Origin of the sequence: Burkholderia sp. Ac-20349 (assembly GCF_017104865.1) — a bacterium.
GTDB classification, from domain to species: Bacteria; Pseudomonadota; Gammaproteobacteria; order Burkholderiales; family Burkholderiaceae; genus Burkholderia; species Burkholderia aenigmatica.
Genome location: NZ_JAAGPM010000042.1, coordinates 1 through 24,686, shown reverse-complemented (window position 1 = coordinate 24,686; position 24,686 = coordinate 1). Strand labels below are relative to the sequence as shown.

Sequence of the window (24,686 nt, the reverse complement as noted above, 5' to 3'; positions counted from 1 at the left end):
GGCCCGGCCGTTCGCGACCGGCGCACTGCACCCGGTCGCACGACGTGGCGGCAGGCACCGCAAGGCCCGTGAAAGGGCCGGATAGGCGGGCTGTACCGATCGTCCGGCACATGGTGGGCAAATCCGCGGCACGTGATAATTGCGGATGTTTCAAGCGTCCTTTCCTGTGCAGAAAGGGTGCGGAACACGCGGCGGCCGGCATGGCCGCGGCAGGCCCGTGCAGCCTGCGTGGCGCGCGTTGACGCCCCGGATCCGGTTGCGCTTGCACGCCACCGGCAGGCCGGGAAAACCATGAGCGCCGTTGTGTGACCGCCGGCGCAACAGCCGCCGGCGGCCAGGATCGCGTGCTCAGTCAGCCGGCACGAACGCCGCCCCGCAAAACACGCGCACGGGGTTGCCGCGCTCCAGCGCGAAGTGCTGCATGCGCCGCTGCCGGCGCGCATCGGACGCGTGACGGTCGGCTTCCTGCTGCAACCGCACCTGCAGCAACTGCAGCGCCAGCCGCTTGTTCGCGTGCTGGCTGCGCTCGCTTTCCACCCGCACCGACAGGCCGGTCGCGACATGGGTCGCACGAATCGCGGAGCTCGTCTTGTTCACGTGCTGGCCGCCCGGCCCGCGTGCGCGCATCGCTTCGAACCGCACATCGCCATCCGGCAGCGGCTGTGCGTCGGCACAGCGCGTGACGCCGATGAACCAGTTCTTGCGTGGATGGCGCAACCGGTACGGGCTCGCGCAAATCCATTGCAGCGTGCCGGTCCAGCGGTCGGCAAGCGCGTGCGCGCCAGCGCCGTCGAGATCGAGCAGCGCCGAGCGCAGCGTGCCGGGCCGTTCGCCGGGCTGCGCATCGAGCACCGTGACGACGACGCGCTGCGCGTCGGCTTCTGCCTGCAGGCGCCGCAATGCATGGGCCGCCGCGAGCTGGCACTCCAGCGGGCCATGCGCCGAAGAAATCTGCATCAGCATCGGTCAGCCTCCGCGGACGTCTTGTAGGTCAGCACCGGCGCGAGCCGCGCGAGCTTGCGCAGCAGGCCGGCCGCCTCGAGCGCGTCGACGACGCTGTCGATCGGCTTGTAGGCCTGCGGCGCTTCCTCGTACAGCAGTTCGCGGTCTTCGCAGATCACGTGGCTGCCGAGCGGCGTGCGCGTGAGCTGAGACGGCGTGAAGCGCCGTTCGAGGCGCTCCTTGCAATCGCCACGTGCCCACTTGCGGCCCGCACCGTGCGCCAGCGACGCAAGGCTGGCCGCATCGTCCGGCCGTACCGGGGCGACGAGGTAGCTGTAGTCACCGCGCGACCCGGGAATGACGACCGGCCCCGCATCGGCCGGCGTCGCACCTTTGCGATGCAGCCAGCCCGGCTCGCCGTCGACGCTCGCGCGGCTCACCAGGTTGTGGTTCACGTCGAGCACGCATTGGCCGTCGGTACGCCAGCGCGCCAGCATGCGCCGCGCGATCAGGTCGCGATTCGCGACCGCATAGCGCAACGCCGCATCGTGACGCGCGAGGTACGCGGTGCAGGCGGCATCGGTGTCGTCGAGGCCGTTGTAGCCGTGCTCGCGCATGTGCTGCTCGAGGATCGACTGGCCGAAGCCGCGCGACCCGCTGTGCACGAGCAGCAGCAGACGGTCGCGGTCGAGGCCGAGCGCCTGGACGGCATCCGCGTCGTACACCGCGTCGATCCGCTGCGCCTCCGCGAAATGATTGCCGCTACCGATCGTACCGAGCGACGCCGCGAACGCGTGATCCGCGAAGCCGGCGGCCGCAATGCACGGCTGCCAGCTGGCATCGGGCGTGGCATCGATCGAGCCGAGCCGGCTCGCGAGCTTCGACGCGCTGACGCGCCGCGCGTCGAGCGCGGTTTGCCACAGCGCCATCCCGCAGCCGATATCGCCGCCGATCAGCGCCGGATACAGCCGGCCCGTCGAGAAGAACGCAGCGCCGACCGGGTAGCCGCGTCCAGGATGAAGATCGGGCATGCCGGCGACGCGCCGCATGCCGGGGAGGGTGGCAGCGTGTTCGAGCTGCCGGATCGCCTCACCTTCGATCCAGGTGGTGGCACAAGCGCACAGCGTGATGTGCTTGGCCAGGTATTGCATGGAATTGCCCATGGAGGTTTCCGTTCGATGAAAAGGAAGAACGGCGGGCCATGGCGCAGGCAGCGCACAGATGCGCTGCCCGACATCGGAAGTCGGGAAGAGGGCGGCACGACCGGATCGGAACGACCCGGCTCATCGCCGTGACGGCGATGCGTGGTGCTGCTTGGCGTGAACGATGAAACGAACGGACGCGAAAAACCCGAACTACGACCCGCGACGGGAGGAGTGTTGGCGTGACGTCATGATTTTTTTCTCCTTGCGAGTGAGGGGTTGATCGGAATGGCGGCGACTCTAGCATGCTCGCGACGGTCGCAGCAAGCGGGCAGCGCAACGCTGTCCATCGAATCGTCGTTCGATGTTGCGAAAATCATACATATAGGAATCCGGATCATTCCATCGTCGATGGCGCGCACGACGCGCCGCAGCAGGCATGCGACGTACGCAGACAGCCACCACGGATGTGCCCAACCACGCTTGACAGCACAAAAGCCGTTTCGTAGCATCCGCCTGCTTCATCCCTGAACCCTCATCGAATCGGTGATCCAAGTGCCCGCAAACATTCGTCCCTTCGCCTGATACGCCGACGACTGCCGTCCCGGCCGCGTGTCGTCCTGCCCGTTTCCGCCTGCCTCGCAGCACCGGAACGTCGATCGCAGGAACGCGCCCGGACTCGCACTGACACCGCAACGCACACCCCATCGTTCGTTCACGTCGTCGGCTTTTTCCCCTGTTTCCGGAGAAAGACCATGACGCTGGATTTTCGCGCCTACGCGCAATCGCTCGACCTCGCCCGCTACCCGCGCACGCCGCATCTCGAAGGCTCGCGCCTGCAGGACGGCGACGAAGGTCACGACCACGTTCCCTATCGCACCCTCGCGGGCGCCCATCTCGTCGTCGAGGAAAAGCTCGATGGCGCAAACACGGGTATCAGCTTCAGCCCGGCGGGCGAACTGCTGCTGCAGTCGCGCGGCCACTACCTGGCCGGCGGCGGCCGCGAGCGGCAATTCGGGTTCGTGAAGACCTGGGCGGCCGCCCATGCCGGCTGGCTGCTCGATCGCCTCGGCGATCGCTACGTGATGTACGGCGAGACGATGAGCAAGAAGCACGCGGTGTTCTACGACGCGCTGCCGCATCACTTCTTCGAGTTCGACGTGTTCGATCGCACGACGGGCCGCTTCCTGTCGACGCCCGCGCGTCGCGCGCTGCTCGCCGACGGGCCCGTGCTGTCGGTGCCCGTGCTGTACGAAGGCATCGCGCCGGCGCGGCTCGCGGACCTGAAGGCATTGCTCGGCCCGTCGCTCGCGAAGACGCCGGACTGGCGTCGCGCGTTCGAGGAAACGGTGCGGCGGCAGGGGCTCGACCTCGCGCGGGCATGGCAGCAGTGCGACAAGTCGGAGCGCTCCGAAGGGCTCTACGTGAAGGTCGAGACGGACGACACGACGACCGCGCGCCTGAAGTGGGTGCGCCACGATTTCGTGCAGGCCATTCTCGAATCGGCACGCCATCACTCGGAGCAGCCGTTCATCCCGAACCTGCTCGCACCGGAGGTCGACCTGTATGCGCCGCGCCCGACGGTCACGTGGGCATCGATCCCCGCTGCGCAGCCGAACCAATGAATGCGGAACGGCCGAGCGCTGTTTCGAGAGGAGTCTTGATCATGAAGTACGAACAACTGCAGGCGCTCGTGCCTGCGCCCGGCCGGCAGCCGGACTATCGTGCGTGCCTCGCGGCGTTTCCCGCGCTCGAACACGCGAAGACGACCCCGCAGGAGCCCGCGCATCACGGCGAAGGCGACGTGTGGACGCATACGATGATGGTGCTCGATGCGCTGCTCGCGCTGCCCGAGTACCAGGCCGCGTCGCGCGCGGATCAGGAGATCGTGTTCCTCGCCGCGCTGCTGCACGACATCGCCAAGTACAGCACGACGGTCGTCGATCCCGATACCGGGGCGATCGGCCATCCCGGCCACTCGCGCAAGGGCGCAATCGATGCACGGATCGCGCTGTGGGATGCCGGCATGCCGTTCGCGGTGCGCGAGGCGATCTGCCGGATGATCGCCGTGCATCAGGTGCCGTTCTTCGCGATGAGCGGGTCGCGCCGCGGCACGCCCGAGTTCATCGCGCGCGAGCTGTCGTGGCAGGTCAGCCTGCCGCTGCTGTGCCTGCTCGCCGAAGCCGACATTCGCGGGCGCATCTGCGACGACACGCAGCGCGTACTCGACAACATCGAATTGTTGCGCGAGCTGGCGCGGGAAGAGGGCTGTTACGGCCAGCCGCGCGCGTTCGCCGATGCGCACACGGCGCTCAGCTATTTTCGCGGCGCGGACGTGCATCCCGACTATCCGCTGTACCGCACGCCGGGCTCGCGGGTCGTCGTGATGTCGGGCCTGCCCGCGTCGGGCAAGAACACGTGGGTTGCGCGGCATCATCCGGATCTGCCGGTCGTGTCGTTCGACGATGCACGCGATGCATTGGGGCTACGCCACGGCCAGAACGAGGGCGCGGTCGCGCACCATGCGGTCGACGCCGCGAAGGCGTTGTTGCGCGAACAGCAACCCTTCGTGTGGAACGCGACGAACCTGTCGCCGCTGATGCGCAAGAAGACGCTCGACCTGCTGTTTGCGTACGGCGCCGACGTGACGCTCGTCTACCTCGAACAGCCTCGCGCGGTACTGCTGCGTCGCAACGCGCGGCGCGACACGTCACTGACGAATCGCGCGCTCGAGGCGATGCTGCTGCGCTGGGATCTGCCGCTACCCACCGAAGCGCACGCGGTGCGCTACGAAGTCTGATGCGACGCCGTCACCACACGAGCCGGTACGCCGCACGTCATCGCGGCGTACCGGCTCGTTTCATTTCAGCACCGGATTCTGCTGCGTCGCGCAGGCGCGCAGCGCGGTGACGAGATCGGCCTTGCCCAGTTTCTCGAACAGGTCGGCCATCTCCATCTGCGCGACCGGATCGCCTTCACGGGCCGCGCGCCAGCGCAGCGACGCGATCATCCCGCTCATGCCCTGGCCGGGCGTTTCGCCGTCGTAGCCCGACATCGCCTGCAAGACATCCGCGAGCTTGTTGTAGCCGGCCGGCACGTGATGAACGAGCAGCCACGCGATCGCAGGCTGCGCACCTTCCCAATCCTCGTCGTCGAGCGAACTGCTCGCCAGGCGCGCGGCCGCGCGCCACGAACCGAGCGAGGCCGCCTTCGCATACGCGATGTCGGCTTCGCGGCCGCGTGGCGACGGCGCCGCGTCGAACGCGGCCTGGGCTTCGGCCGACGGCGGCGGCAACGCTAGCTTCGTGCAGCGGAACGCGCCTGCATCGGGCGCGTTGCCGGGCAGGTCGGCCCAGCGCACCTGATCCTTCAGCGCGCGATCGAGCGTGGGCCGCACGTCGCTTTCCTTCATCGACGCGAACACCCAGTCGGTCCGGACATGGCGCGCGGCGTCCCAGTCGCCTTCGGCGCACGCGTGCTGCGCGAAGGCCAGGCAGGTGGCCACGCAGCCGATCCGGAACAGCTTTCGGGCAGGGGATGTCATCCTGGACTCCGGTCTCAACTTGCCATGATGATGAAGGTGGTGAGCGCGATCGGGAACAGGGCGAGGCCGAGCAGGCCCAGCGCGCCATCGGCCGCCATCGCGATCGGCGACAACGCCAGCTTGGCGCCGTGGCCGACGGCCGTCAGCTTGTCCGTCACCGTGACATGGTAAGGACGATTGAACGCCTGCGGAACCGACGAAGGCGTGACATCGTTCGGCAGATAGCGCTTGCCGCTGATCGTGCCTTCCGACGTCAGGTAGCCATGGTCCTTCTTGAAACCGTCCGCGAGCGCACGCTCGCGGACGTCGGAGCCGGTCGGCGCATCCGGGTAGTCCAGCCTCATCGTGTAGCGACCGGTGATCGCGTCGCCGTGCGTCTCGAAATCGTTGAACGCCGTGTGGATCTTGGGACGATAGGGCGCGGTGAGCACCGTCGCGAGGCCCGGCGGCATCTCGAAGATGTAGTGATACTTCTGGCCGAGCACGACGAGTTGCTTGCCGTCCGCGGTAATCAGGAAGGTCGACAAGGTTTCGTCGTATTCCGAATCCTTCATCCACGCTTTCGTGGCGGGACCGAAATCGGCGCAGCCGGCGAGCATGCCGGACGCTGCCACGGCGGGCAGCGCGAGAAATGTTCTTCTTTTCATGAGTGCTGTTTTGGATGTTGTTCGTTATTCAGCGGAACCGCTTGAATGTCGGACGCAGCGTTCGAGGAACGCGGCATCCTGACGGCCGGTCATGCGGTTACTTCGCCTGCGCATTGTAGGGCCAAAACCGCAAGTGCAGTATCCCCCGGGCCAAGCGCCGCGCCGGCGTGCGGTAGACTGCTCGCTCGCTTGCCTGCCGCCCCTCACACGACCGTTCGCACCCAGCCCACCCAGACCATGGATCGAATCGATGCGATGAAGGTGTTCGTCGCCACGCTGGACGAGGGCAGCCTCGCGGGCGCGGGCCGGAAGCTCGGCCGGTCGCCGGCGGCGGTCAGCCGCGCGATTGCGTTCCTTGAAGAACATACGGGCACCGCGCTGCTGTACCGCACGACCCGGACGATCCGGCTGAGCGAGGCCGGCGAACGCTATGCGGCCGCGTGCCGCCGCATCCTGTCCGATCTCGAGGAAGCCGACATGCTGGTCGCCGACGAACGCTCGGCGCCGCGCGGCCTGTTGACGGTCACCGCGCCCGTCGCCGCGGGCGAAGACGTGCTGCGTGCGCTGCTCGACGAATTCATCGAACGCCATCCGGCCGTGTCGATCCGCCTGCAGTTGCTCGACCGTCCCGTCAGCCTGATCGACGAAGGGATGGACGTCGCACTGCGAATCGCGCACCTGACCGATTCGACGCTGGTCGCGATTCCGGTCGGTGCGGTGCGGCGGGTCGTCGTGGCTTCGCCCGATTACCTGGCGCAGCATCCGGCGATCGAGACGCCGGCCGATCTCGCGCAGCACCGGATCATCTCGATGACGCATTTCGGCCTCGATTCGTGGAGCTTTCCGCCGTCCACGCCGTCGGCGCTGCCGCAGGTCGTCCCGTTCACGCCGCGCTTCATCATCAACACGATCCGCGGCGCGGTTGCGTCGGCCGTCGCCGGGCACGGCGTCACGCGGCTCTTCTCGTATCACGTTGCCGAACCGGTACGGGACGGCACGCTGCGGATCGTGCTGCGCGACAGCGAACACGCGCCGTTGCCGATCCATCTCGTCACGCCTTACGGACGCCTTTCGGTGCCGAAGGTGCGCGCATTCGTCGATTTCGCGGCGCCGCGCCTGCGCGAGCACTTCGCGCGGCTGGCGGCCATCACCGACGGCGATTGAACCGGGACGCGGAAGAATGGCTTTCGCATGACGGGGATTCTCCCGGGATTCGACTCAATCTAGACTTCCTTCAACCGATGGACGCGCATGGCGTCCGTTCAGCGAATGGAGGTCAACATGCATCAAGCGCTTCCCGACCCGCGTCGCGCCCGTGCGGCCGGACTGACGCACCGCGTGGTGTCCGCTATCGGCATTGCCCGGTGCGCATGTGTGCCGTTGCCGGCGAGCTTCGCCGCGCAGGGCTTTCCCGCACCGATGACCGCGACGGCGAGGGTGCAATGAGCACGATCTCGCATGCGCCCGCCGCGGCCCGGGCCGAACGGCCCGCCGCCAGCTATGCCGAGCGCAACGCGCGCTACTGGCGACGCAATCTCGCCGTCTGCGTGTTCGGCTCGTTCACGACGCTCGTCAGCCTGAGCATGCTGTTGCCGTTCCTGCCGCTGTACGTGCGGCAACTCGGCGTCGATGCGCAGTCGGCCGTGATCCAGTGGTCCGGCATCGCGTTCGGCGCGACGTTTCTCGGCACGGCCGTCACCGCGCCGCTGTGGGGCCGCCTCGCGGATCGCTTCGGCCGCAAGCCGATGCTCGTGCGCGCGGCGATCGGCATGGCGATCGTGATGTCGCTGATCGGCGTCGCGCACAACGTGGTCGAACTCGTCGCGCTGCGGCTGCTCGCGGGGCTCGTCGGCGGCTACGCGTCGGCGTCGACCGTGATGGTCGGCACCCAGGCGCCGCGCGAGCGCGCCGGCTGGGCGCTCGGCATCCTGTCGACCGGGGCGCTCGCGGGCAACCTGATCGGGCCGCTCGTCGGCGGGCTGCTGCCGGGCTGGCTCGGCATTCGCGGCACGTTCTTCGCCGGTGGCGCGATGATCGCCGTCGCCGCGCTGCTGACGATCTTCGTCGTGAAGGAAGACTTCCACGCGGGCACCGATGCCAGGACGCGCACCGCGAGCGCCGCGGGCGGCACGCCGCACCGCACGAATCGCGCGGCGGTCGCCGCGCTGCTGGTGACGGCGATGATGGTGCTGCTCGCGAACATGTCGATCGAGCCGATCATCACCGTCTATATCGGCGGCCTCGGGGTAGGTGGCGCTCACCTTGCGCGAGTCGCCGGCGTCGTGATGGCGTGTTCGGCGCTCGGTAGCATGCTGACCGCCGCACGCCTCGGCGCGCTGGCCGACCGGATCGGCAGCTGGAACGTGATCATCGGCTGTTTGCTGCTGACCGCGCTCGCGATGGTGCCGCAGGCGTTCGTCACGCACTGGTGGCAGCTTGGCGCGCTGCGCGTGCTGATGGGCATGACGCTCGCGGGCTTGCTGCCGTCGATCGGCAAGCTCGTGCGGCAATCGGTCGACGAGCGTGCGACCGGGCAGATGCTCGGCTACCTGCAGTCCGCGCAGTTCAGCGGGCAGGTGATCGGCCCGGTGATCGGCGGGCAGATCGGCGTCGCGCTGGGGCTGCATTCGGTGTTCTTCGTCACGGGCGCGCTGCTGGCAGTTTGCGCGGGGCTCGCGCATTGGGCACGCGGCCGATAGCGCCTGGCCGGCGGATCGCAGGCTGGCGTAGGATGGGCGCAGTTGCGGGGGCGCGCGCCGGGAAGCGGCGACTACGTACGCGTTCATCGCGCATCGCGGACGCTGCATAGCACGGCGGCGCATCGTTTTCGACATCGCTTTCACGTGACCGGTTGCGCACCCAGCACGACGAACGCGCACCGATCCGAACCCGACCCACGCGCTTCGGCCCGCATCCGGCCGAAGCATTTCGATGACGGATCTTGCAGGAGGCAGGCAACATGAATCAATCGACCGACAACCGGACACTGTTGCGCGCGCTTGGCATGCGCGCACCGATCGTCCAGGCGCCGATGGCCGGCGTCAGCACGCCGGCGCTGGCGGCCGCCGTGTCGAATGCGGGCGGGCTCGGCTCGCTCGGCGTGGGTGCGACGAACGCCGACGGCGCCCGCAAGATGATCCGCGACACGCGCGCGCTCACCGACCGGCCGTTCAACATCAACGTGTTCTGCCACCAGCCGGCGCACGCCGACGCGGCCGTCGAACGCGCGTGGCTCGCGTGGCTCGCGCCGGCGTTCCGCGAGTACGGCGCGACGCCGCCCGCATCGTTGTCGGAGATCTATACGAGTTTCGTCGTGGACGAAGCGATGCAGGCGATGCTCGTCGAAGAGAAGCCGGCCGTCGTCAGCTTCCATTTCGGCCTGCCGTCCGCGGACGTGATCGCCGCGCTCAAGCGCGCGGGCATCACGCTGTTCGCGGCCGCGACGAATCTCGACGAGGCGCAGCAGATCTCCGCCGCCGGCATCGACGCGATCGTCGCGCAGGGGATCGAAGCGGGCGGACACCGCGGCGTGTTCGATTCGACCGCGCACGACGATCGCCTCGGCACGTTCGCGCTCACGCGCCTGATCGTGCGCGAATGCGCGCTGCCGGTGATCGCCGCCGGCGGCATCATGGACGGCGAGGGCATCGCCGCCGCGCTCGCGCTCGGCGCGCAGGCCGCCCAGCTCGGCACCGCGTTCGTCGCGTGCCCGGAGACGTCGATCGACGACGGTTATCGTCGCGCGCTGCTCGGCGACGCGGCGCGCCGCACGACGTTCACGGCCGCGATCTCGGGCCGGATCGCGCGCGGCATCGCCAACCGGCTGACCGCGCTCGGCGACGATGCGCACGCGCCGGCCACGCCCGCGTATCCGATCGCGTACGACGCCGGCAAGGCGCTGCATGCGGCCGCGAAGGCGAAGGGTGAATTCGGCTACGGCGCGCAATGGGCCGGGCAGGCGGCGCCGCTCGTGCGGTCGCTGCCGGCGGCCGAGCTGTTCGCCACGCTCGAACGCGAAACGCGGGCGGCGATCGAGCGGATGCAGCACGTGCTGGATTGATCGCGCGATCCGCAGGCAACGGGCCGCAGCCACATGCCGGCGATCGGGGAACGCACCCCGATCGCCTGCCGATTTGCAATGTTCTGTATCTGCACGAACCGTGGATACATCGCGATACAACGCACGTTCGGGCGTCCGCTATAAAGCAGGCATGACCTCTTCGGGAGCGCATCATGTCTGCAACCTGGTTCAAAGGGTCCTGCCATTGCGGGGCCGTCAAATTCGAAGTCCGAACCGCCGTTACGCCGGCAGCGCGCTGCAACTGCAGCCTGTGCCGCCGGCGCGGCGCGTTGATGAGCCCGATGTTCGCCGCCAGCGAACTGAAGATCGTCGAAGGCGAGGGCGCGCTGACGTGCTACCGCTTCAACACGCGCACGGCCCGTCACTATTTCTGCAGCCATTGCGGCGTCTACCCGTTCCATCAGACGCGCAAGGATCCCGCCTGCTGGCGCGTCAATCTCGGCTGTCTCGACGGCATCGACCCGTATGCACTCGACGCGACGGTCGCCGACGGCGCGAGCCTCTCGGTCGTGGAGGACGCATGAAACGCTGGCTGATGATCCTGCTGTTCGCAGCAGGCGGGCTCGCGACCGAAATCGCGCATCCGGTGCAATGCACGCTGCTGTCTGTTAACCGCACACAGACCGGCAAGCGCCGCAGGGCAGACTGACGGCGCGCCGGCAGCGTCGCGCCACTCCGCCGGTTCATCGAGGCCGATTATCATGCTTCCGATAAGATCGCACGCGATATATAATGCGTCCATCTGCGACCGTTCGCGTCGCTGGAGGACGTTCATGAAACCGACCGAAGCCCCATCCGCCGCCGCGCCGAAGCTGTCCGAGTTCCTGTGCTTTGCGATCTACTCGGCGAACCTCGCGTTCGGCAAGGCCTACAAACCGATCCTCGAAGAGCTCGGCCTCACGTATACGCAATACATCGCGATCATTGCGCTGTGGGAGCAGGACAACCAGACGGTCGGCCAGCTCGGCGAGAAGCTGTTCCTCGAATCCAATACGCTGACGCCGATCCTGAAGAAGCTCGAGGCAATGGGCTACCTGGAGCGGCACCGCGATCCGTCGGACGAACGCCAGGTGCTCGTCAGCCTGACGAAGAGCGGCCGCCGCTTGCGCGAGAAGGGGCTCGACATGAATCTGGTCGAAGCCACCGGGTTGAAGCCGGACGAATTCGCGAAGATGCAGAAGGCGATCGTCACGCTGCGCGGCAACCTGATCCAGTCAACCGAAGAATAAACGCCCGGACAAGCGGCGGCCGGCACGTGTATCGCGCCGGCCGCGTCGTCATGCGTGCGCGTCGCCCAGCACCAGCAGGTGCATCTCGCGGCGGATGGCGAAACCAAGGGCGAGATAGCGCTCGATCGCGACCTGGTTCGACGTGAGGACGTGCAGGAAAGGCGTATCCGCGCGCGCATCGATCTCCGCAATCAACGCCCGCATCAGACGCGCCGCGAGCCCTTGCCGCCGGAACGCGGCATCCACGCACACGGCGCTGATCTCGGTATACCCGTCGATCTGCATCCGCTCGCCGGCCATCGCGGCCAGCCGGCCTTCGCTGCGGATGCCGATGTAGTGGCCGAGCTCGAACGTGCGCGGGCCAAACGGGCCGGGCTGCGCGGCCGTGGTCAGCGCGAGCATGTCCGGCACGTCGGCTTCGGCGAGCGTGACATGTCCGGATTCGGGCGCCGGGTCGAGCGCCCCTTGCCAGACCATCTGCAGCAGGTTCGCGCGCCGGATCGCCGACAATCCCGCCGGCAGCTCGACCTCGTCCGGCGTGACCAGCGCCGCCGGCCCGTGTGCGGCAATCAGGGCGCGCAACGCGTCGAACGAGGCCGCGCTCGGGTCCTCGATCGCCGCAAACGGCGCGATGGCCGCCGGAAACCGCCATGCCCGGTCGTTGCCGAGCGCCAAGCGGCGCTGCCGGCCCGTCAGCGCATTCCACACCACGTGGTCGAGCGGGTGTGCACGGCCTGTCGCGTTTCCGGTCGTTGCATCGGACATCGGCTGCTCCTCGATTGAAGGTGTCGGTGGCACAGCATAGACCGTGATCGGCCGGGCAGGGCGCGGCGTAACGATATCGATCGCGTCGCCGGCACGGCACGCCGCACTAGCGCTGCCACCGTTCCGGATCCACCCAGATCGGGAACGACAGGATCACCGCCAGCCCGTTCCCGCCGATACCGGCCGTCACCTCGACCGACCCGCCGTGCGACTCCGCGATGCGCGCGACGAGCGACAGGCCGATGCCGCTGCCCGGCTGCACCGTACCCGGTACGCGGTAAAAGCGTTCGAAGATCCGCGTGCGCTCGCCGACCGGCACGCCGGGCCCGTCGTCGGCGATACGCAGCTTGACCCGCGCGCCATCCGCATCGGCAGGGATGGCGCACGTGATCTCGACCCGCCCGCCGTCACGGCCGTAACGCAGCGCGTTGTCGAGCAGGTTGCGCACCGCAATCGCGATCTCGTCCAGATCGCCCCAGACGCGCACCGGGTCGACCGCGATCCGCACCGTCTGTCCACGCGCATGCGCGGCCGCGTCGAAGTCGCTCGCGATCAGCGCAACGAGCCGCGACAGTTCCACCGGCCCATGCTGTTCGGCGCGCGAACCGGCATCCAGCCGCGCCAGTTCGAGCAATTGCCCGGATAGACGAGCGCTGCGCTCGACGCCTGTTGCCAGCCTACGCAGTGCTTCGTTCTTGTCCGCCAGACTGTTCGCCTGCAACGCCACTTCCGCCTGGGCCGACAAGGCCGCGAGCGGCGTGCGCAACTCGTGCGCCGCATCGCCGATGAAACGGCGCTCGGTGTCGACAGCCTGACTCAGCCGCGCGAGCAGGCGATTGAACGACTCGACCAGCGGGCGGAGTTCGCGCGGCAGCGTCACCAGCGGCAACGGCGAGAAATCGAACGCGGCCTTCCGCTGGATCGCGTGCTGGACCTCGCGCACCGGCCCGAACGACCAGCGGATCACCCACCAGATCACGACGCCCAGCATCCCGAGCATCACCGCCGTATTGAACAGGCCGAGTTGCAGCGCGTTGTTCGCCTTCTCCTGCCAGGTCGTGGCCGGGCCGCCCGTCTGAACGTGAATCCGGCCCGCCGGATCCGACAGCGAGTAGACCCGCCAGGTCTCGTCGTGCGCGGCGCCACGCCCGGTGCTCACCCCGTATCCGTCCCGCAGGTCGGCCTTGAGTGCCGGCCCCGGCGCATCCGCGCTGTGCATCACGTTGCGGCCGTCGACCCAGACCTGGAACGCAACGTCGTATTTGCCATACGCGGTGTTCGGTACGACCGCCTGGGCGTTCGCCGCGGGCAGGCGGTCGATCGCATCGGGCAACGACAGGAGCAATAGTTGCGCGGCGCTCTCGAGCATGCTGTCGCGCCAGCCGCGCTGCTCACGCCACAGGCCGATGCCGAGAAACGCCCCCCAGCTCGCCCAGAACACGACGACCGCCGCCATCACGGTCGCGAGCAGGCGCACACGTAGCGACTTCATGCGGGGCTCTCCCCGACGCGATAGCCGAAGCCGTGCACCGTCACGATCAGTTCGTCGCCGAGCTTGCGCCGAAGTTGATGGATGTACACCGCGATCGTGTTGCTTTCGATCTCGCTGTCGTTGCCGTACACGCGCTCTTCGAGCTGCGCTCGCGTGACGACGCGGCCTTGCCGCTCCATCAGCGCGAGCAGCGTGCGGTATTCGTGAATGCTGAGCGCAACGGGTTCGCCGGCCCGCGTGACTGCCTGGCGCGCCGGATCGACGTGCACGTCGCGGTAGATCAGACGCTCCGACACGCGACCCTGGCTGCGGCGCGTCAGCGCGCGCAGCCGCGCATAGAGCTCGTCGAGCTGGAACGGCTTCACGAGATAGTCGTCGGCACCGGCGTCGAGGCCGCGGATGCGGTCGCTCAACTGATCGCGCGCGGTCACGATCAATACCGGCGTCGGGTCGTAGTTCGCGCGCATCGCGCCGAGCAGCGCGAATCCGGACGCGCCCGGCAACTGCAGGTCGAGCAGCACCGCGTCGTAGTCATGGCCGACGAGCGCGAGCCGCGCGGCCGGCACGTCGGCCGACCAGTCCGCGCGCCAGCCGTTCTGCCGAAGGCCCGCGCAAACGGCGTCGGCCAGCATGACATCGTCTTCCACCAGCAGGATATGCATCGGTTTCGCTCCTCGAATGTCGAGGTCGCCAGCCTGACCGACCGCGATTAAAAACTTCTTAAAGCCTGGCGGCCACGATGCGTGCCATTCGCCGCATTGCCGGTGCAATGCATCTGGCGTTTTTTCGAGAGGCTCGCGATGACCGTGTCACGTCCTTCAATTTCGTTGCTGCAACGCAATGCGGCCCGAAGCACCCGCTTCGCACCGCCCCGGTGCGGGCCATTCTGGCATGGAAGGTCGCGCACGTCGTGCGCGTTGCGCGCCCGCCGCGCGGGAGCCGCGCGATGAACCAGCTCGCCACGCTCGTCCCGTTCGGTCTCGCACTCAGCCTGGCCAGCGCCAACGGCATCGCCTGCCTCGTCGGCCTGTCGCTGATCGAACGGCTGATCCCCGTGCTGCCGTCCCACGTGCTCCTGACGATGATCGGCGTCGCCAGCGCGCAAGGCGCATGGACCTTGCCGGAAGCGATCGTTGTCACGGCGCTCGGCAGCTTCGCGGGCTGCCTGTTGCATTACGCGCTCGGCAACCTGTGGCCGGAAGACAGCGTGCTGACGCTGCTGCGCCGCGTCGCGCCGCTGGGCAGGCTGCAGCCCGCAAGAATGGACGCGCTGATCGACGGAATCCGCACGCGGCCCACGCGGCTCGCACTCTGGTCGCAACTGGTGCCGTTCGTCCGGCTCGTTGCCCCGGCGCTCGCCGGCTTGCTGGAAACGAGCTTCGCGCGATTCGCGTCGGGCGCCGCGGCCGGCATCGCGCTATGGAACACGCTGTTCATCACGGCGGGCTACCTGGCCGCGCAAGCGGCCGCCTAGCCGGACATGTCGTTGCCCGATCGAACCCGCCTGGAGCCTGTCGATGCGAATCCCTGAATGGATGCTGTTCCTGCGTACCTGGTTGCGCAATCCGCGCCGGGTCGGCGCGCTCGCGCCGTCCGGCCCGGCGCTCGCCGCGCTGATCACCGCCGATATCCCGCGCGACGGCGCCACCGTGATCGAACTCGGTGCGGGCACCGGCGTGTTCACGCGCGCGCTGCTCGCACGTGGTGTCTCGAGCGACCGGCTGGTGCTGGTGGAGGCCGATCCCTCTTTCGCGAACGCGCTGCGACAGCAGTTTCCCGCGTTGCGGATCATGCAGATGGATGCCGCGCAACTCGGCATGACGGGCGACTTTTTCGGGGGGGCGCGCGCGGATGCGATCGTGAGCGGGTTGCCGCTCGTCGCGATGCCGGTCGAACAGGCCGTCGCGATCGTTCACTGCGCGTTCGCGCGTCACCTGGCCGCCGACGGCGCGTTCTACCAGTTCACGTATGTGCCGCGCTGCCCGATCCCGGCGCGCTATCTGGAGGCCATGCGCATTCGCGCCGTCAGGATCGGCGTCGCGTGGATGAATTTTCCGCCCGCCATCGTGTATCGCTTCGAACGCCGGATCGACAAGGTCCGGCATCCGTGGCCAGGTGCTCGGCCGCAGCTGGATACGGTTGCGCAAGCAACCACTTTGCACAGCCTCGACATCACCCGATGTCCCCATGCGCCATCACTCAACTCGAGCGGCGCCGGGCCATCGACGGAAGGACGTCCATCATCGTGAACCCGCTCGGGCAAGGGGGGCTGTTCGGCCTGCCACGGCTGCGGTCGCTTCTTCCACGCTGGCTGGTCGCTAGGGTCGGCAGCCACATCGGCGCCGCGCGCCATCGAATCCCGAGCCGACGCACGCGCGGGGCGCATGTCGACCTGCAACGTTGTTTCTTGCGGAAGACCGACGAGGCGCGCGTCGTGCTCGCGCGCCCCGTTTCTCGCACGTCGTACCGAGCTGCCCGGATGGGCTCGACGATTCCGCCACGCCATGCTCAATGGCCGAAGTAGATCGAGCGCTCGACCGTGCGAACCGCGCTGCGACTGCCCGACTGCGTCGCGGCGACGGCATCGCTGCCATAGCTGGACGTCGCTGCATCGGCCACTGCGGTGTCGTTCGTGTGAATGCGCGTCAGGGCGGCCTGCAGATCGTCCGGATAGTGCGGATCGTTCGCGCGACCCGGCCGATAGCCGGCCTGTTCGAGCTGGACGAGCTCGGCACGCACCTGCGCGCGGGATACGACGGCTGCATCGGCGAACGCCGGTGCGGCAGCGGATGCGGAAACGGCCACGAGAAGGGCGGCGATCAATTGGGTTTTCATCATTTACCTCGACAGGACTGGGATAGAAAGGAATCAGGGTTCGCGTATCGACGATGTGCCGCGCTCAATGACCGAAATACACCGAGCGATCGGCCACGCTGACCGCATGCCGACGGCCCGATTGCGTCGCCGCATCGCCGTTGCTGCCGTAGCCGGAAGCCTGCTCGGTGCGGGCGACCGCATCGGCCGCATGGATCTGCGTGAGTGCAGCCTGAAGATCGTCCGGATAGGTTGCGTCGGTCGCGCGATTCAACGGGTAGCCGGCCTGTTGCAGTTGCGTAAGCTCGGCGCGCACCTGCGCACGCGTCACGGTGGCTTCGCTGGCAAACGCCGGTGCGGCAACAGAGGCCGAAACAGCGACGAGCAGGGCGGCGATCAGTCGGGTATTCATCATTCACCTCGAAAAGAAAGAAAAGGAATCGGGCATTCGGCAGGCGGCGCTCGGCCGCCCGATACATCGTTCAAGCGATACGGATGTCGACGTCGATGTTGCCGCGCGTCGCCTTCGAATACGGGCAGGTCTGGTGCGCGGCGTCGACGATGCGCTGCACGACGTCGCGATCGAGCCCCGGCACGCTCACGTTCAGCCGGGCCTGCAGGAAGTACGCGTTGCCGGCGGTGCCGAGATCCACTTCGGCGTCGACCGCGAGATCGGCCGGCAGCGTCACCTTCGCGGCACGCGCCGCAAGCTGCATCGCGCCGATGAAGCAGGCCGACCAGCCGGCCGCGAACAGTTGCTCCGGATTGGTGCCGGTGCCGGCGCTGCCCGGCGACGACAACTGGATGTCGAGGCGGCCGTCGGAACTGCGCGCCGCGCCATCGCGGCCGCCCGAAGTCGTATGCGTCTTGCCCGTGTACAGCACTGTTTCGATCTTGCTCATCATTTGCTCCGTCAGTTGGGTGGTTTGTTTCAGATGCGATTCGATCGCATGCGATGGAGTTTCGTCGAGACGATCGGCCTCGTCAAGCGCATTCGATTAAATCGCATACGATATTTTGTATTTCAATGTATCTGGAACGTGTGCGGCATTGCCAGACAAGGATTCCCGGCGATCGATCCCTGATATTCGAAGGATCGGCACAAGCGACGCATCCGGGCAGGGCGAGCGAAAACACCCTCCGGAAGGAAATGGCTGGCCGCCCCGCAGGGCGGCCGAACCGTCACGCCGGGTCGATCTCGGCGATCACGACGAGGATCACGGCCGCATCGGCCGGCAACTGACGCTGGGAGAACGCCGAGCGCGCGTGTCCGGCCTTGCCGCCCAGCACGGCGGCGAACAGGTCCGACGCGCCGTCGATCACGGCCGGCTGCCCGAAAAAGCCGTCGGCCGAACTCACGTGCCCCTCGACGCGCACGATCTTGCGCAGGCGTTCGAACCCGCCCAGGTGCCGGCGGATCTGCGCGAGCACGTTCAGCGCCGCGAGCCGGGCGGCATGCTTGCCTTCGTCGGCGCTCAACTGCTCGCCGACGCGGCCGGTATAGGCAATCCTGCCGTTGACGAGCGGCAGCTGTCCCGAGATGAACAGCAGGTTGCCGGCTTCGCTGACGGCCGTATAGCTGCCGAGCGGGTTCGGCGGTTCGGGTAATGTGAGGCCGAGGTCGGCCAGCTTCTGTTCGACGGTCATGTCGTGCTCCTTGCGGGATAAGGGTTCGGGCGATCGGTGCTGCCTGTGAACCACTGTAGTCATGCGGCCGAAGCCGGTAAATGTCGGCGGCGCAATTGATTCACGACGCGGTGTAACGAATCGCGCGATGCGCGCCTGCTGGTTTCCCGCGCGAGATTCATGCACACTCGGCTTCATCGCGCGCCACACGCCGGAGACGACAGGAATCGCCCCATGCAACGACAATTCGACGATCTGCTGCTCGGCAGCATCGAGCTGTTCTGTCTCGCCGCCGAACTCGGCAGCTTCACGCTGGCGGCCAACGCGGCGAGCGTCACGCCGGCCGCGGTCAGCCGGTCGGTCGCGCGGCTCGAGGAGCGTCTCGGCGTGCGGCTGTTCGTGCGCACGACACGCCAGATCCGCCTGACCGATTCCGGCCGCCGCTATTTCGAGCAATGCCGGGACGCGCTGTCGCAACTCGTCGACGCGGAACGCGAGGCGACCGGCCAGCAGGCCACGCCCGCCGGCTTGCTGCGGATCAGCATGCCGACGCCGTACGGACACTATCGCGTGCTGCCGCTGCTGCCGGCGTTTCGCGAGCGGTACCCGGACGTACGCGTCGAAACCCACCTGAGCAACCGCAACATCGACTTCGCCGAGGAAGGCTACGATCTCGCGATCCGCGGCAGCGCGCCCGCCGATTCGAACCTGGTCGCACGCAAGCTGGAGGACGCCGAGCTCGTGGTCGTCGCGACGCCCGGCTACCTGAAGCGCGCAGGCATGCCGACCGCCATCGACGACCTGCATGCGCACGAATGCATCCAGTTCGAGCTGCCGAGCAGCGGGCGGCCGATTCCGTGGCTGTTCAACGATGGATCGGAGGGAATCGATGTCGCCACGACCGGCAGCTACAGTACGTCGGGGGACTACATTGCCGGTGTGACGCTCGCGCGCAGCGGTGCGGGCTTGTTCCAGACCTATCGCTTCATCGTCGAGCAGGATCTGCGCGCCGGCACGCTTGTGGAAGTGCTGCCCGGCCTGGGCGGCCGGTCGCGGCCGTTCATGCTGCTGTATCCGCATGCGCGCTTTCTGTCGTCGCGCGTGCGTGTATTCGTCGATTTTCTCGTCGAGCATCTGGCGCACGCGCCCGCCAGGCCGGTGGCCGCGACACGCGCCAAACGGGCCGGCGCATCGCGATAGGCGCGCCGGCTCGCGGTTTCAACGCTGCGCGTCAATGCCCGGCGCTCTGGCCGCCGTCGACATGCAGGATCTCGCCCGTGACGAACGGCGCCGAGTCCAGGTACAGGATCGCGTCGACGATGTCGCTCATCTCGCCCATGCGGCCGACCGGATGCAGCGACGCGAGCGTCGCATGGGATTCGGGCGCCTGCATCGGCGACTTGATGATGCCGGGCGACACCGCATTCACGCGAATGCCGGCCTTCGCATACTCGATCGCGAGCGACTTCGTCGCCGCATTCAATCCGCCTTTCGTCAGCGACGCGAGCACCGACGGCACGTTGCTGTTCGCGTGATCGATCAGGCTCGTCGTGATGCTGACCACGTGGCCGCTGCCGTGCTTCTGCATCGCGGCGATCGCATGCTGCGTGACGTGGAAGAAACCGCTCAGGTTGACGCTCGTGATCTGCGCATAGTCGTCCGCGGTGTATTGCGTGAACGGTTTCGCGATGAACACGCCGGCGTTGTTGACGAGCGTGTCGACGCGGCCGAAACGTTCGATGGCGGCGTCGACCACGCGCCGTGCGACGGCCGGATCGCCGATGTCGCCCGCGACGGTGACGAGATCGGGATCGTTCGACGGCCCGATCGAACGTGACGTGGCGACGACGCGATGGCCGCGGGCCCGGAATGCGTTGACCGTTTCCGCGCCGATGCCTTGCGATGCGCCGGTGACGATGATGACTTTGGATGCGCTCATGATATGCCTCGATAGGTGAATGGTTCTCGGCTTCGGTGCCGACCGGATCAATGAATCCGATGGACCAACTGTAGGCGCGCAAGTCACGATCTCGAACACCCACCGTGGAGCAACAGTCTTGCGTCGGGGGAACAAATGGGGAGGAGGGAGGCTGCCGTCGCGCGGCACATGCGTGAACCGCGTCACCGGCCGGGAGCGCGGGCAGTAAGGGTGTCCGACGGAAATAGCAATGCGATCGGGGTGCAGCGCGAACGGCGATCGCATCGCGTGCCGGCTGTCGTCGCGTGCCCCGGGTTGCAGCCGGATTTCAGCCGGCCGGATCGATGCCGAGACCGCGATAGGTGCGCGGCGAGCAACCCACGATGCGCTTGAACGCGTGTCCGAACGCGCTATCCGAGTCGTAACCGAGCTGCTGCGCAATCGCGGACACGGACACGTTCGAGCGGCGCAGTTCGCGCATCGCGAGCTGCACCCGCCAGCGCAGCACGTACTCGAGTGGCCCGAATCCCATCCGTCGCTTGAAATGCAGCGCGAACGTCGAACGCGATACATGACAGCACGCGGCAAGATCCTCGACGGTCCAGCGTCGTGCCGGGGCCGCGTGAATCGCGCTGAGCGCCGCCGTGACCCGCGCATCCCCGAATGCGGCGAGCCATCCGGTGTTGTCGGGCGCGCCCTCGGTCACGTAGAGCCGAAGGATATGCACCAGCATCATGTGCCCGAGCTGCCGGACCATGAGCGACGCCCCCGGCGACGACGCGCCGAATTCGTGTGCGAGCTGCTGCAACGCCCAGCGCATCACCGCCGCCTGCTCCGACTCTCCGTTCACGACAACCACCGGAGGCAGGCCGCCGAGCAACAGCTGCGCCCCGTCCTCATAAGAGAAGCGGCCACCGATCAGGAAACAATTCGTCGGCTCGCCGTAGTGCGCGATGCCGCTCTCGGTATTCACGTACACCTCCGCCGCGGCCACCGGTGCGACGGCCGGATCGCTCGCCAGCCAGAACGCGCGAGGCGCGGTGAGCAGAAAGCAATCGCCCGCGCGCAGCCGGACGGGCGGACCGGCACCATCGACCGTCAGCCAGCACGAACCTTCGACGATCGCATTGAACTTGATCCCGTCGGGCGGGGGAAGGGCGATCGCCCAGTCTCCACCGGCGCGCAGGCCCGTGAAATAGGAGTCGCGCGTTTCCAGCAGCGACAGCACCTCCGATAGCGGATCCATGCACCCCTCGGACGATCTCGACGAAAAACCGGATTTTATTGCATTCACAGTCCAGGAACGTCACCCGAGAATGAATGCCATGCATCGACGCGGCCGACGCCCGGCCGCGAGCGCCATGCATCACTTCAGGAGTCTTCCATGACGAGTCATCAGATACCCGTGCATTCCGACTTCAGTTCCGCATCGACTGCCAGCGACGTGCTGGCCGGCGTCGATCTGGGCGGCAAGACCGCGATCGTGACGGGCGGCCATTCGGGCCTGGGCCTCGAAACGACGCGCGCACTCGCGCAAGCGGGTGCGAACGTCGTCGTCGGTGCACGGGATCCCGAGGCCGCGCGGGCCGCGACGCACGGCCTGAGCGGCGTCGAGATTACCGCGCTCGACCTCGCCGATCTGGCCAGCGTAGCCGCATTCGCCGCGCGTTTCGTCGACGCACGGCGCGACGTGCACATCGTGATCAACAGCGCGGGCATCATGGCGTGCCCCGAGACGCGCGTCGGCGATGGCTGGGAAGCGCAGTTCGCGGTCAACCACCTCGGCCATTACGCGCTCGTCAACCGACTGTGGCCCGTGCTCGCTCATGGCCACGGCGCGCGCATCGTCGCGGTGTCGTCGCTGGGGCATCGACTGTCGCCGATCCGCTGGGACGACGTCCAGTTTGCACACGGCTACGACAAATGGCTCGCATACGGGCAGTCCAAGACCGCGAACGCGCTGTTTGCGGTGCAGCTCGATGCGCTCGGCGCGCGCAGCGGCGTCAGGGCCTACTCGCTGCATCCGGGCAAGATCGCCACGCCGCTGCAGCGGCATCTGACCCACGCGGAAATGATGGCGCAAGGCTGGGTGGACGAGCACGGGGCACCCATCGATCCGACTTTCAAGACAACCGCACAAGGTGCCGCGACCCAGGTGTGGGCGGCGACGTCGTCACGCCTGGCGCATCTCGGCGGGGTCTACTGCGAGGATTGCGACATCGCGACCGTGACCACGAGCGACGAGGAAGCAGGGGTGCGACCGCACGCGATCGATCCCGGAGAGGCCGCCCGCCTTTGGGCGCTGTCCGCCGAACTGACCGGCATCGACGTCTTCGCCACGCGGCGCTGACATCCGCCCGGTTGCGACCATGCGCGTCATGCCTCGGTCATTTCACGCTTTTTTCCGGTCCGGTGGAGTTGCCGGACCGGCGTTTTCGAATGGTCTGGTTTCGATCATGTCGACACCATTTGGATAACTTTTCTTATCACAATAGCTTCATTAAATATCCAAACTCGCCGTTTCAAAAACGCGTCTGGTGTTCGACTTCCCGGCCCATCCCCGTGTGTTCCTCGATCGATTCGATGGAGGGGAGGGCGACCATACGTTGCGCCCGCATTCAATCCGGCGCGCTCACGCGTACCGGCACGACATCGTCAGCCCGTCGGCCGGTCGCACGGCGGCTGTAGCGACGTCAAGGCAGGTGCTGTACCGGCAGGGGGACAGGAGCGGGGCAAAGCCGCGCCGCGTTATGGCTGCGCGCGCTTCGCGAAGTAATGCGCGGGCGAATCGCCGAACGCGCGACGGAACATTGCGATGAAGTTGCTCGGCGTCGCATAGCCGAGCGCATCGGCGATATCGGCGACGCGCTCGCCATTCGCGAGGCGTTCGAGCGCATGCGTCAGACGCGCCTGCTGACGCCATTGCGCGAAGCTCGTGCCGGTTTCCGCGACGAACAGCCGGCTCAGCGTGCGGGCGGACAACCCGGCCCATTCCGCCCACGCTTCGAGCGTGCGGCTGTCGTGTGGCTGCCCGAGGATCCCGTTGGCGATGCGCAGCAGCCGCCGGTCGCGTGGCATCGGCAGGTGCAGCGGCTCGTGCGGCGCGCGACGCATCTCGTCGAGCAGCACGACGCTGATGCGCGCCTGCTCGACATCGAGCCGATCCTGGTCAGCCCACGACACCGCGCGCCGCACGAGCGCGCGCATCAGCTCGGTGATCGCGATCACGCACGGCCGGCCCGGCATCCGCCGGCTCGCGGCCGGTGCGATCACGACGCTCCAGCCGCTCAACGCACCGCTGATGCTGACCTTGTGCTGCTCACCCGGCGGAATCCAGCCCGCGCGATGCGGCGGCAGCAGCCACGAACCGTGCGGCGTGCGCACGTGTGCGAAACCGCTTTCCACGCAGAACACCTGGCCGCGCAGATGACTGTGCCAGTCGACCTCACGGGTGCCGAGCCGGTACGTATTGCTGCCGTCGTCTTCGCCCCAGACGGCGATCAGCGACGGGCCGTCCTCGCGCTCGCTCGGATCGGAGTCGACGCGCTGCACGGTGCGCGGGGGAGAAGGGTCTCGGATGGGCATGGCCGGAATTCATTATTTTTTGTCTAAACAACATTATCAGCTTTGTCCGGGAGCGTCCAACAATGCGTGTCATGTTCAAACCGATACGAAGCAGAGGAATGCGATGCATGCAGCACTTGCTCCCTGGACACGCCATGCCGTCGCGCGGCGTAGCGTGTCGCGAATGGCAGCCGCCGCGGCGCTCGTCATGCTCGGCGCGTGCGCGAGCCGCGACGGGCTCGCGCCGGCCGGCACGTTGCGCAATGCCGACGCGCTCGCCGCATCGCGCAGCCTCGCGCATGCGCCGGCCGCCGACTGGCCGGCCGCCAACTGGTGGCGTGCGCTGAACGATGCGCAACTGACTGCCCTGATCGACGAGGCGCTCGCCGGCAACCCCGATCTCGCGACTGCCGATGCGCGCGCCCGCGAAGCGCAGGCACTGGTAGTCGAGGCGCAGGCCGCGCGGCTGCCGCATCTCGTCGGCCGCGCGAGCGCGAAGGCCGAGCGGCTGTCCGGCACCCAGTTCTCGTCGGGCGAGGGCGGCGGCTTCTTCAGCCACACGCGCGAGATCAATCTCGGCCTGAGCTGGGATCTCGATCTTTGGGGCGGCCGCCGTGCCGCGTGGGAAGCCGCACTCGGCGAAGCGCGCGCCGCGCAGATCGAAGCGCAAGCCGCACGCGTGCTGCTGTCGGTGAACGTTGCGCGCGCCTACGTGAATCTCGCGTACGCATTTGATCAGCAGGACGTCGCGCAGGCCGAATACACGCGCGCCGACGAAGCGCTCGTGCTCACGCGCCAGCGCGTCACGAAAGGCATCGACAACGTCGCGCAGCAACGCCAGGCGGAAAGCGAAGTCGCGGCCGCGACGCGCGAGCAGGCCCGCACCGCGCAGGCGATCGACAGCGCGCGCATCGCGCTAGCA

The 24,686-nt window shown here is 67.6% G+C and carries 27 protein-coding genes; 13 read left to right on the top strand and 14 right to left on the bottom strand.

From position 1 onward, the window contains the following. Positions 1-348 precede the first annotated feature (348 nt). Together prfH and G3N61_RS15940 are read right to left on the bottom strand one after the other, a co-directional pair. Complete coding sequence (prfH, locus tag G3N61_RS15945; RefSeq protein WP_205822993.1) at positions 349-963, bottom strand: peptide chain release factor H; 615 nt, start codon at positions 961-963, stop codon at positions 349-351. Beyond that, positions 957-2,105 carry an RNA ligase RtcB family protein gene (locus G3N61_RS15940; protein WP_175020991.1) on the bottom strand — a complete coding sequence of 383 codons (1,149 nt, stop codon included), beginning with the start codon at positions 2,103-2,105 and terminating at the stop codon, positions 957-959. The genes prfH and G3N61_RS15940 overlap by 7 nt, the downstream gene beginning before the upstream one ends. Before the next feature lie 734 nt (positions 2,106-2,839). Here G3N61_RS15940 and G3N61_RS15935 point away from each other — a divergent pair. Beyond that, positions 2,840-3,709 carry an RNA ligase family protein gene (locus G3N61_RS15935; RefSeq protein ID WP_205822992.1) on the top strand — a complete coding sequence of 290 codons (870 nt, stop codon included), beginning with the start codon at positions 2,840-2,842 and terminating at the stop codon, positions 3,707-3,709. 41 nt (positions 3,710-3,750) lie between these two features. Continuing rightward, positions 3,751-4,884, top strand: coding sequence for an AAA family ATPase (locus G3N61_RS15930; RefSeq protein WP_205822991.1), 1,134 nt, complete (start codon positions 3,751-3,753; stop codon positions 4,882-4,884). Between the two features lie 60 nt (positions 4,885-4,944). On the opposite strand, the gene G3N61_RS15925 is transcribed toward G3N61_RS15930, so the two are convergent. Both G3N61_RS15925 and G3N61_RS15920 read right to left on the bottom strand, forming a co-directional pair. Beyond that, positions 4,945-5,628, bottom strand: a complete 684-nt coding sequence (locus G3N61_RS15925; protein WP_205822990.1) for a hypothetical protein — start codon at positions 5,626-5,628, stop codon at positions 4,945-4,947. A gap of 14 nt (positions 5,629-5,642) precedes the next feature. Continuing rightward, positions 5,643-6,275: a hypothetical protein gene (locus G3N61_RS15920; RefSeq protein ID WP_043182909.1), complete on the bottom strand. Its 633-nt coding sequence runs from the start codon at positions 6,273-6,275 to the stop codon at positions 5,643-5,645. A 237-nt stretch (positions 6,276-6,512) separates the two neighbouring features. On the opposite strand from G3N61_RS15920, the gene G3N61_RS15915 reads away from it, so the two are divergent. The 6 genes from G3N61_RS15915 to G3N61_RS15895 all read left to right on the top strand — a co-directional run bounded on the left by G3N61_RS15915 (position 6,513) and on the right by G3N61_RS15895 (position 11,585). After that, complete coding sequence (locus G3N61_RS15915; RefSeq protein ID WP_043182911.1) at positions 6,513-7,439, top strand: LysR family transcriptional regulator; 927 nt, start codon at positions 6,513-6,515, stop codon at positions 7,437-7,439. A 278-nt stretch (positions 7,440-7,717) separates the two neighbouring features. Then, on the top strand, positions 7,718-8,974 hold the full coding sequence (locus G3N61_RS15910; protein WP_089450513.1) for an MFS transporter: 1,257 nt from the start codon (positions 7,718-7,720) through the stop codon (positions 8,972-8,974). Between the two features lie 260 nt (positions 8,975-9,234). Beyond that, positions 9,235-10,335 carry a nitronate monooxygenase gene (locus tag G3N61_RS15905; RefSeq protein ID WP_089450514.1) on the top strand — a complete coding sequence of 367 codons (1,101 nt, stop codon included), beginning with the start codon at positions 9,235-9,237 and terminating at the stop codon, positions 10,333-10,335. A 173-nt stretch (positions 10,336-10,508) separates the two neighbouring features. Then, a complete protein-coding gene (locus G3N61_RS15900) occupies positions 10,509-10,880 on the top strand; it encodes a GFA family protein (RefSeq protein ID WP_089450515.1) in 372 nt (123 codons plus the stop codon). Continuing rightward, complete coding sequence (locus tag G3N61_RS40075) at positions 10,877-11,005, top strand: hypothetical protein (RefSeq protein ID WP_260865350.1); 129 nt, start codon at positions 10,877-10,879, stop codon at positions 11,003-11,005. Before G3N61_RS15900 ends, G3N61_RS40075 begins: the two co-directional genes overlap by 4 nt. Positions 11,006-11,129: 124 nt before the next feature. Continuing rightward, on the top strand, positions 11,130-11,585 hold the full coding sequence (locus tag G3N61_RS15895) for a MarR family transcriptional regulator (RefSeq protein WP_043182920.1): 456 nt from the start codon (positions 11,130-11,132) through the stop codon (positions 11,583-11,585). A 48-nt stretch (positions 11,586-11,633) separates the two neighbouring features. On the opposite strand, the gene G3N61_RS15890 is transcribed toward G3N61_RS15895, so the two are convergent. The 3 genes from G3N61_RS15890 to G3N61_RS15880 all read right to left on the bottom strand — a co-directional run bounded on the left by G3N61_RS15890 (position 11,634) and on the right by G3N61_RS15880 (position 14,504). After that, the gene (locus G3N61_RS15890) at positions 11,634-12,350 is read right to left on the bottom strand and encodes a GNAT family N-acetyltransferase (RefSeq protein ID WP_089450516.1); all 717 of its coding nucleotides are present in this window, start codon (positions 12,348-12,350) and stop codon (positions 11,634-11,636) included. Between the two features lie 106 nt (positions 12,351-12,456). Continuing rightward, complete coding sequence (locus tag G3N61_RS15885) at positions 12,457-13,842, bottom strand: ATP-binding protein (RefSeq protein WP_043182925.1); 1,386 nt, start codon at positions 13,840-13,842, stop codon at positions 12,457-12,459. Further along, complete coding sequence (locus G3N61_RS15880; RefSeq protein WP_205822989.1) at positions 13,839-14,504, bottom strand: response regulator transcription factor; 666 nt, start codon at positions 14,502-14,504, stop codon at positions 13,839-13,841. Before G3N61_RS15880 ends, G3N61_RS15885 begins: the two co-directional genes overlap by 4 nt. A 284-nt stretch (positions 14,505-14,788) precedes the next feature. Between G3N61_RS15880 and G3N61_RS15875 the strand changes: the two genes are divergently transcribed. Both G3N61_RS15875 and G3N61_RS15870 read left to right on the top strand, forming a co-directional pair. Beyond that, positions 14,789-15,316 (top strand): VTT domain-containing protein, encoded by a 528-nt coding sequence (locus G3N61_RS15875; protein WP_205822987.1) that lies wholly within the window; start codon positions 14,789-14,791, stop codon positions 15,314-15,316. Between the two features lie 43 nt (positions 15,317-15,359). Next, positions 15,360-16,091 (top strand): methyltransferase domain-containing protein, encoded by a 732-nt coding sequence (locus G3N61_RS15870; protein WP_205822985.1) that lies wholly within the window; start codon positions 15,360-15,362, stop codon positions 16,089-16,091. A 259-nt stretch (positions 16,092-16,350) separates the two neighbouring features. Here the strand turns inward: G3N61_RS15870 and G3N61_RS15865 are convergent, their stop codons facing one another. The 4 genes from G3N61_RS15865 to G3N61_RS15850 form a co-directional block, all read right to left on the bottom strand. Continuing rightward, positions 16,351-16,680, bottom strand: a complete 330-nt coding sequence (locus G3N61_RS15865) for a DUF4148 domain-containing protein (protein WP_205822984.1) — start codon at positions 16,678-16,680, stop codon at positions 16,351-16,353. Positions 16,681-16,741: 61 nt separating this feature from the next. Next, the gene (locus tag G3N61_RS15860) at positions 16,742-17,068 is read right to left on the bottom strand and encodes a DUF4148 domain-containing protein (protein ID WP_205822982.1); all 327 of its coding nucleotides are present in this window, start codon (positions 17,066-17,068) and stop codon (positions 16,742-16,744) included. Positions 17,069-17,138: 70 nt separating this feature from the next. Then, a complete protein-coding gene (locus G3N61_RS15855) occupies positions 17,139-17,558 on the bottom strand; it encodes an organic hydroperoxide resistance protein (protein ID WP_205822980.1) in 420 nt (139 codons plus the stop codon). Positions 17,559-17,838: 280 nt separating this feature from the next. Further along, positions 17,839-18,303: a RidA family protein gene (locus tag G3N61_RS15850; protein WP_205822978.1), complete on the bottom strand. Its 465-nt coding sequence runs from the start codon at positions 18,301-18,303 to the stop codon at positions 17,839-17,841. A gap of 213 nt (positions 18,304-18,516) precedes the next feature. Here G3N61_RS15850 and G3N61_RS15845 point away from each other — a divergent pair, with 213 nt between their 5' ends. Next, positions 18,517-19,482, top strand: a complete 966-nt coding sequence (locus tag G3N61_RS15845) for a LysR family transcriptional regulator (protein WP_089450523.1) — start codon at positions 18,517-18,519, stop codon at positions 19,480-19,482. Positions 19,483-19,513: 31 nt separating this feature from the next. Here the strand turns inward: G3N61_RS15845 and G3N61_RS15840 are convergent, their stop codons facing one another. Next, entirely contained in the window at positions 19,514-20,221 is a 708-nt protein-coding gene (locus G3N61_RS15840) for an SDR family NAD(P)-dependent oxidoreductase (RefSeq protein ID WP_205822976.1), read from the bottom strand. A gap of 307 nt (positions 20,222-20,528) precedes the next feature. Further along, positions 20,529-21,446, bottom strand: a complete 918-nt coding sequence (locus G3N61_RS15835; RefSeq protein WP_043182937.1) for an AraC family transcriptional regulator — start codon at positions 21,444-21,446, stop codon at positions 20,529-20,531. A gap of 138 nt (positions 21,447-21,584) precedes the next feature. Here G3N61_RS15835 and G3N61_RS15830 point away from each other — a divergent pair, with 138 nt between their 5' ends. Then, the gene (locus G3N61_RS15830; RefSeq protein ID WP_205822975.1) at positions 21,585-22,550 is read left to right on the top strand and encodes an SDR family NAD(P)-dependent oxidoreductase; all 966 of its coding nucleotides are present in this window, start codon (positions 21,585-21,587) and stop codon (positions 22,548-22,550) included. A gap of 398 nt (positions 22,551-22,948) precedes the next feature. On the opposite strand, the gene G3N61_RS15825 is transcribed toward G3N61_RS15830, so the two are convergent. Continuing rightward, entirely contained in the window at positions 22,949-23,785 is an 837-nt protein-coding gene (locus G3N61_RS15825; RefSeq protein ID WP_205822973.1) for a helix-turn-helix transcriptional regulator, read from the bottom strand. Positions 23,786-23,948: 163 nt separating this feature from the next. Between G3N61_RS15825 and G3N61_RS15820 the strand changes: the two genes are divergently transcribed. Continuing rightward, on the top strand, positions 23,949-24,686 hold a 738-nt coding region (locus G3N61_RS15820), incomplete at its 3' end, for a TolC family protein (protein WP_241017769.1).

What these genes read in the sequence shown, in the direction of transcription:
- prfH (WP_205822993.1), bottom strand. Translation starts at nt 963, where the DNA reads ATGCTGATGCAGATTTCTTCGGCGCATGGCCCGCTGGAGTGCCAGCTC.
- G3N61_RS15940 (WP_175020991.1), bottom strand. Translation starts at nt 2,105, where the DNA reads ATGGGCAATTCCATGCAATACCTGGCCAAGCACATCACGCTGTGCGCT.
- G3N61_RS15935 (WP_205822992.1), top strand. Translation starts at nt 2,840, where the DNA reads ATGACGCTGGATTTTCGCGCCTACGCGCAATCGCTCGACCTCGCCCGC.
- G3N61_RS15930 (WP_205822991.1), top strand. Translation starts at nt 3,751, where the DNA reads ATGAAGTACGAACAACTGCAGGCGCTCGTGCCTGCGCCCGGCCGGCAG.
- G3N61_RS15925 (WP_205822990.1), bottom strand. Translation starts at nt 5,628, where the DNA reads ATGACATCCCCTGCCCGAAAGCTGTTCCGGATCGGCTGCGTGGCCACC.
- G3N61_RS15920 (WP_043182909.1), bottom strand. Translation starts at nt 6,275, where the DNA reads ATGAAAAGAAGAACATTTCTCGCGCTGCCCGCCGTGGCAGCGTCCGGC.
- G3N61_RS15915 (WP_043182911.1), top strand. Translation starts at nt 6,513, where the DNA reads ATGGATCGAATCGATGCGATGAAGGTGTTCGTCGCCACGCTGGACGAG.
- G3N61_RS15910 (WP_089450513.1), top strand. Translation starts at nt 7,718, where the DNA reads ATGAGCACGATCTCGCATGCGCCCGCCGCGGCCCGGGCCGAACGGCCC.
- G3N61_RS15905 (WP_089450514.1), top strand. Translation starts at nt 9,235, where the DNA reads ATGAATCAATCGACCGACAACCGGACACTGTTGCGCGCGCTTGGCATG.
- G3N61_RS15900 (WP_089450515.1), top strand. Translation starts at nt 10,509, where the DNA reads ATGTCTGCAACCTGGTTCAAAGGGTCCTGCCATTGCGGGGCCGTCAAA.
- G3N61_RS40075 (WP_260865350.1), top strand. Translation starts at nt 10,877, where the DNA reads ATGAAACGCTGGCTGATGATCCTGCTGTTCGCAGCAGGCGGGCTCGCG.
- G3N61_RS15895 (WP_043182920.1), top strand. Translation starts at nt 11,130, where the DNA reads ATGAAACCGACCGAAGCCCCATCCGCCGCCGCGCCGAAGCTGTCCGAG.
- G3N61_RS15890 (WP_089450516.1), bottom strand. Translation starts at nt 12,350, where the DNA reads ATGTCCGATGCAACGACCGGAAACGCGACAGGCCGTGCACACCCGCTC.
- G3N61_RS15885 (WP_043182925.1), bottom strand. Translation starts at nt 13,842, where the DNA reads ATGAAGTCGCTACGTGTGCGCCTGCTCGCGACCGTGATGGCGGCGGTC.
- G3N61_RS15880 (WP_205822989.1), bottom strand. Translation starts at nt 14,504, where the DNA reads ATGCATATCCTGCTGGTGGAAGACGATGTCATGCTGGCCGACGCCGTT.
- G3N61_RS15875 (WP_205822987.1), top strand. Translation starts at nt 14,789, where the DNA reads ATGAACCAGCTCGCCACGCTCGTCCCGTTCGGTCTCGCACTCAGCCTG.
- G3N61_RS15870 (WP_205822985.1), top strand. Translation starts at nt 15,360, where the DNA reads ATGCGAATCCCTGAATGGATGCTGTTCCTGCGTACCTGGTTGCGCAAT.
- G3N61_RS15865 (WP_205822984.1), bottom strand. Translation starts at nt 16,680, where the DNA reads ATGATGAAAACCCAATTGATCGCCGCCCTTCTCGTGGCCGTTTCCGCA.
- G3N61_RS15860 (WP_205822982.1), bottom strand. Translation starts at nt 17,068, where the DNA reads ATGAATACCCGACTGATCGCCGCCCTGCTCGTCGCTGTTTCGGCCTCT.
- G3N61_RS15855 (WP_205822980.1), bottom strand. Translation starts at nt 17,558, where the DNA reads ATGAGCAAGATCGAAACAGTGCTGTACACGGGCAAGACGCATACGACT.
- G3N61_RS15850 (WP_205822978.1), bottom strand. Translation starts at nt 18,303, where the DNA reads ATGACCGTCGAACAGAAGCTGGCCGACCTCGGCCTCACATTACCCGAA.
- G3N61_RS15845 (WP_089450523.1), top strand. Translation starts at nt 18,517, where the DNA reads ATGCAACGACAATTCGACGATCTGCTGCTCGGCAGCATCGAGCTGTTC.
- G3N61_RS15840 (WP_205822976.1), bottom strand. Translation starts at nt 20,221, where the DNA reads ATGAGCGCATCCAAAGTCATCATCGTCACCGGCGCATCGCAAGGCATC.
- G3N61_RS15835 (WP_043182937.1), bottom strand. Translation starts at nt 21,446, where the DNA reads ATGGATCCGCTATCGGAGGTGCTGTCGCTGCTGGAAACGCGCGACTCC.
- G3N61_RS15830 (WP_205822975.1), top strand. Translation starts at nt 21,585, where the DNA reads ATGACGAGTCATCAGATACCCGTGCATTCCGACTTCAGTTCCGCATCG.
- G3N61_RS15825 (WP_205822973.1), bottom strand. Translation starts at nt 23,785, where the DNA reads ATGCCCATCCGAGACCCTTCTCCCCCGCGCACCGTGCAGCGCGTCGAC.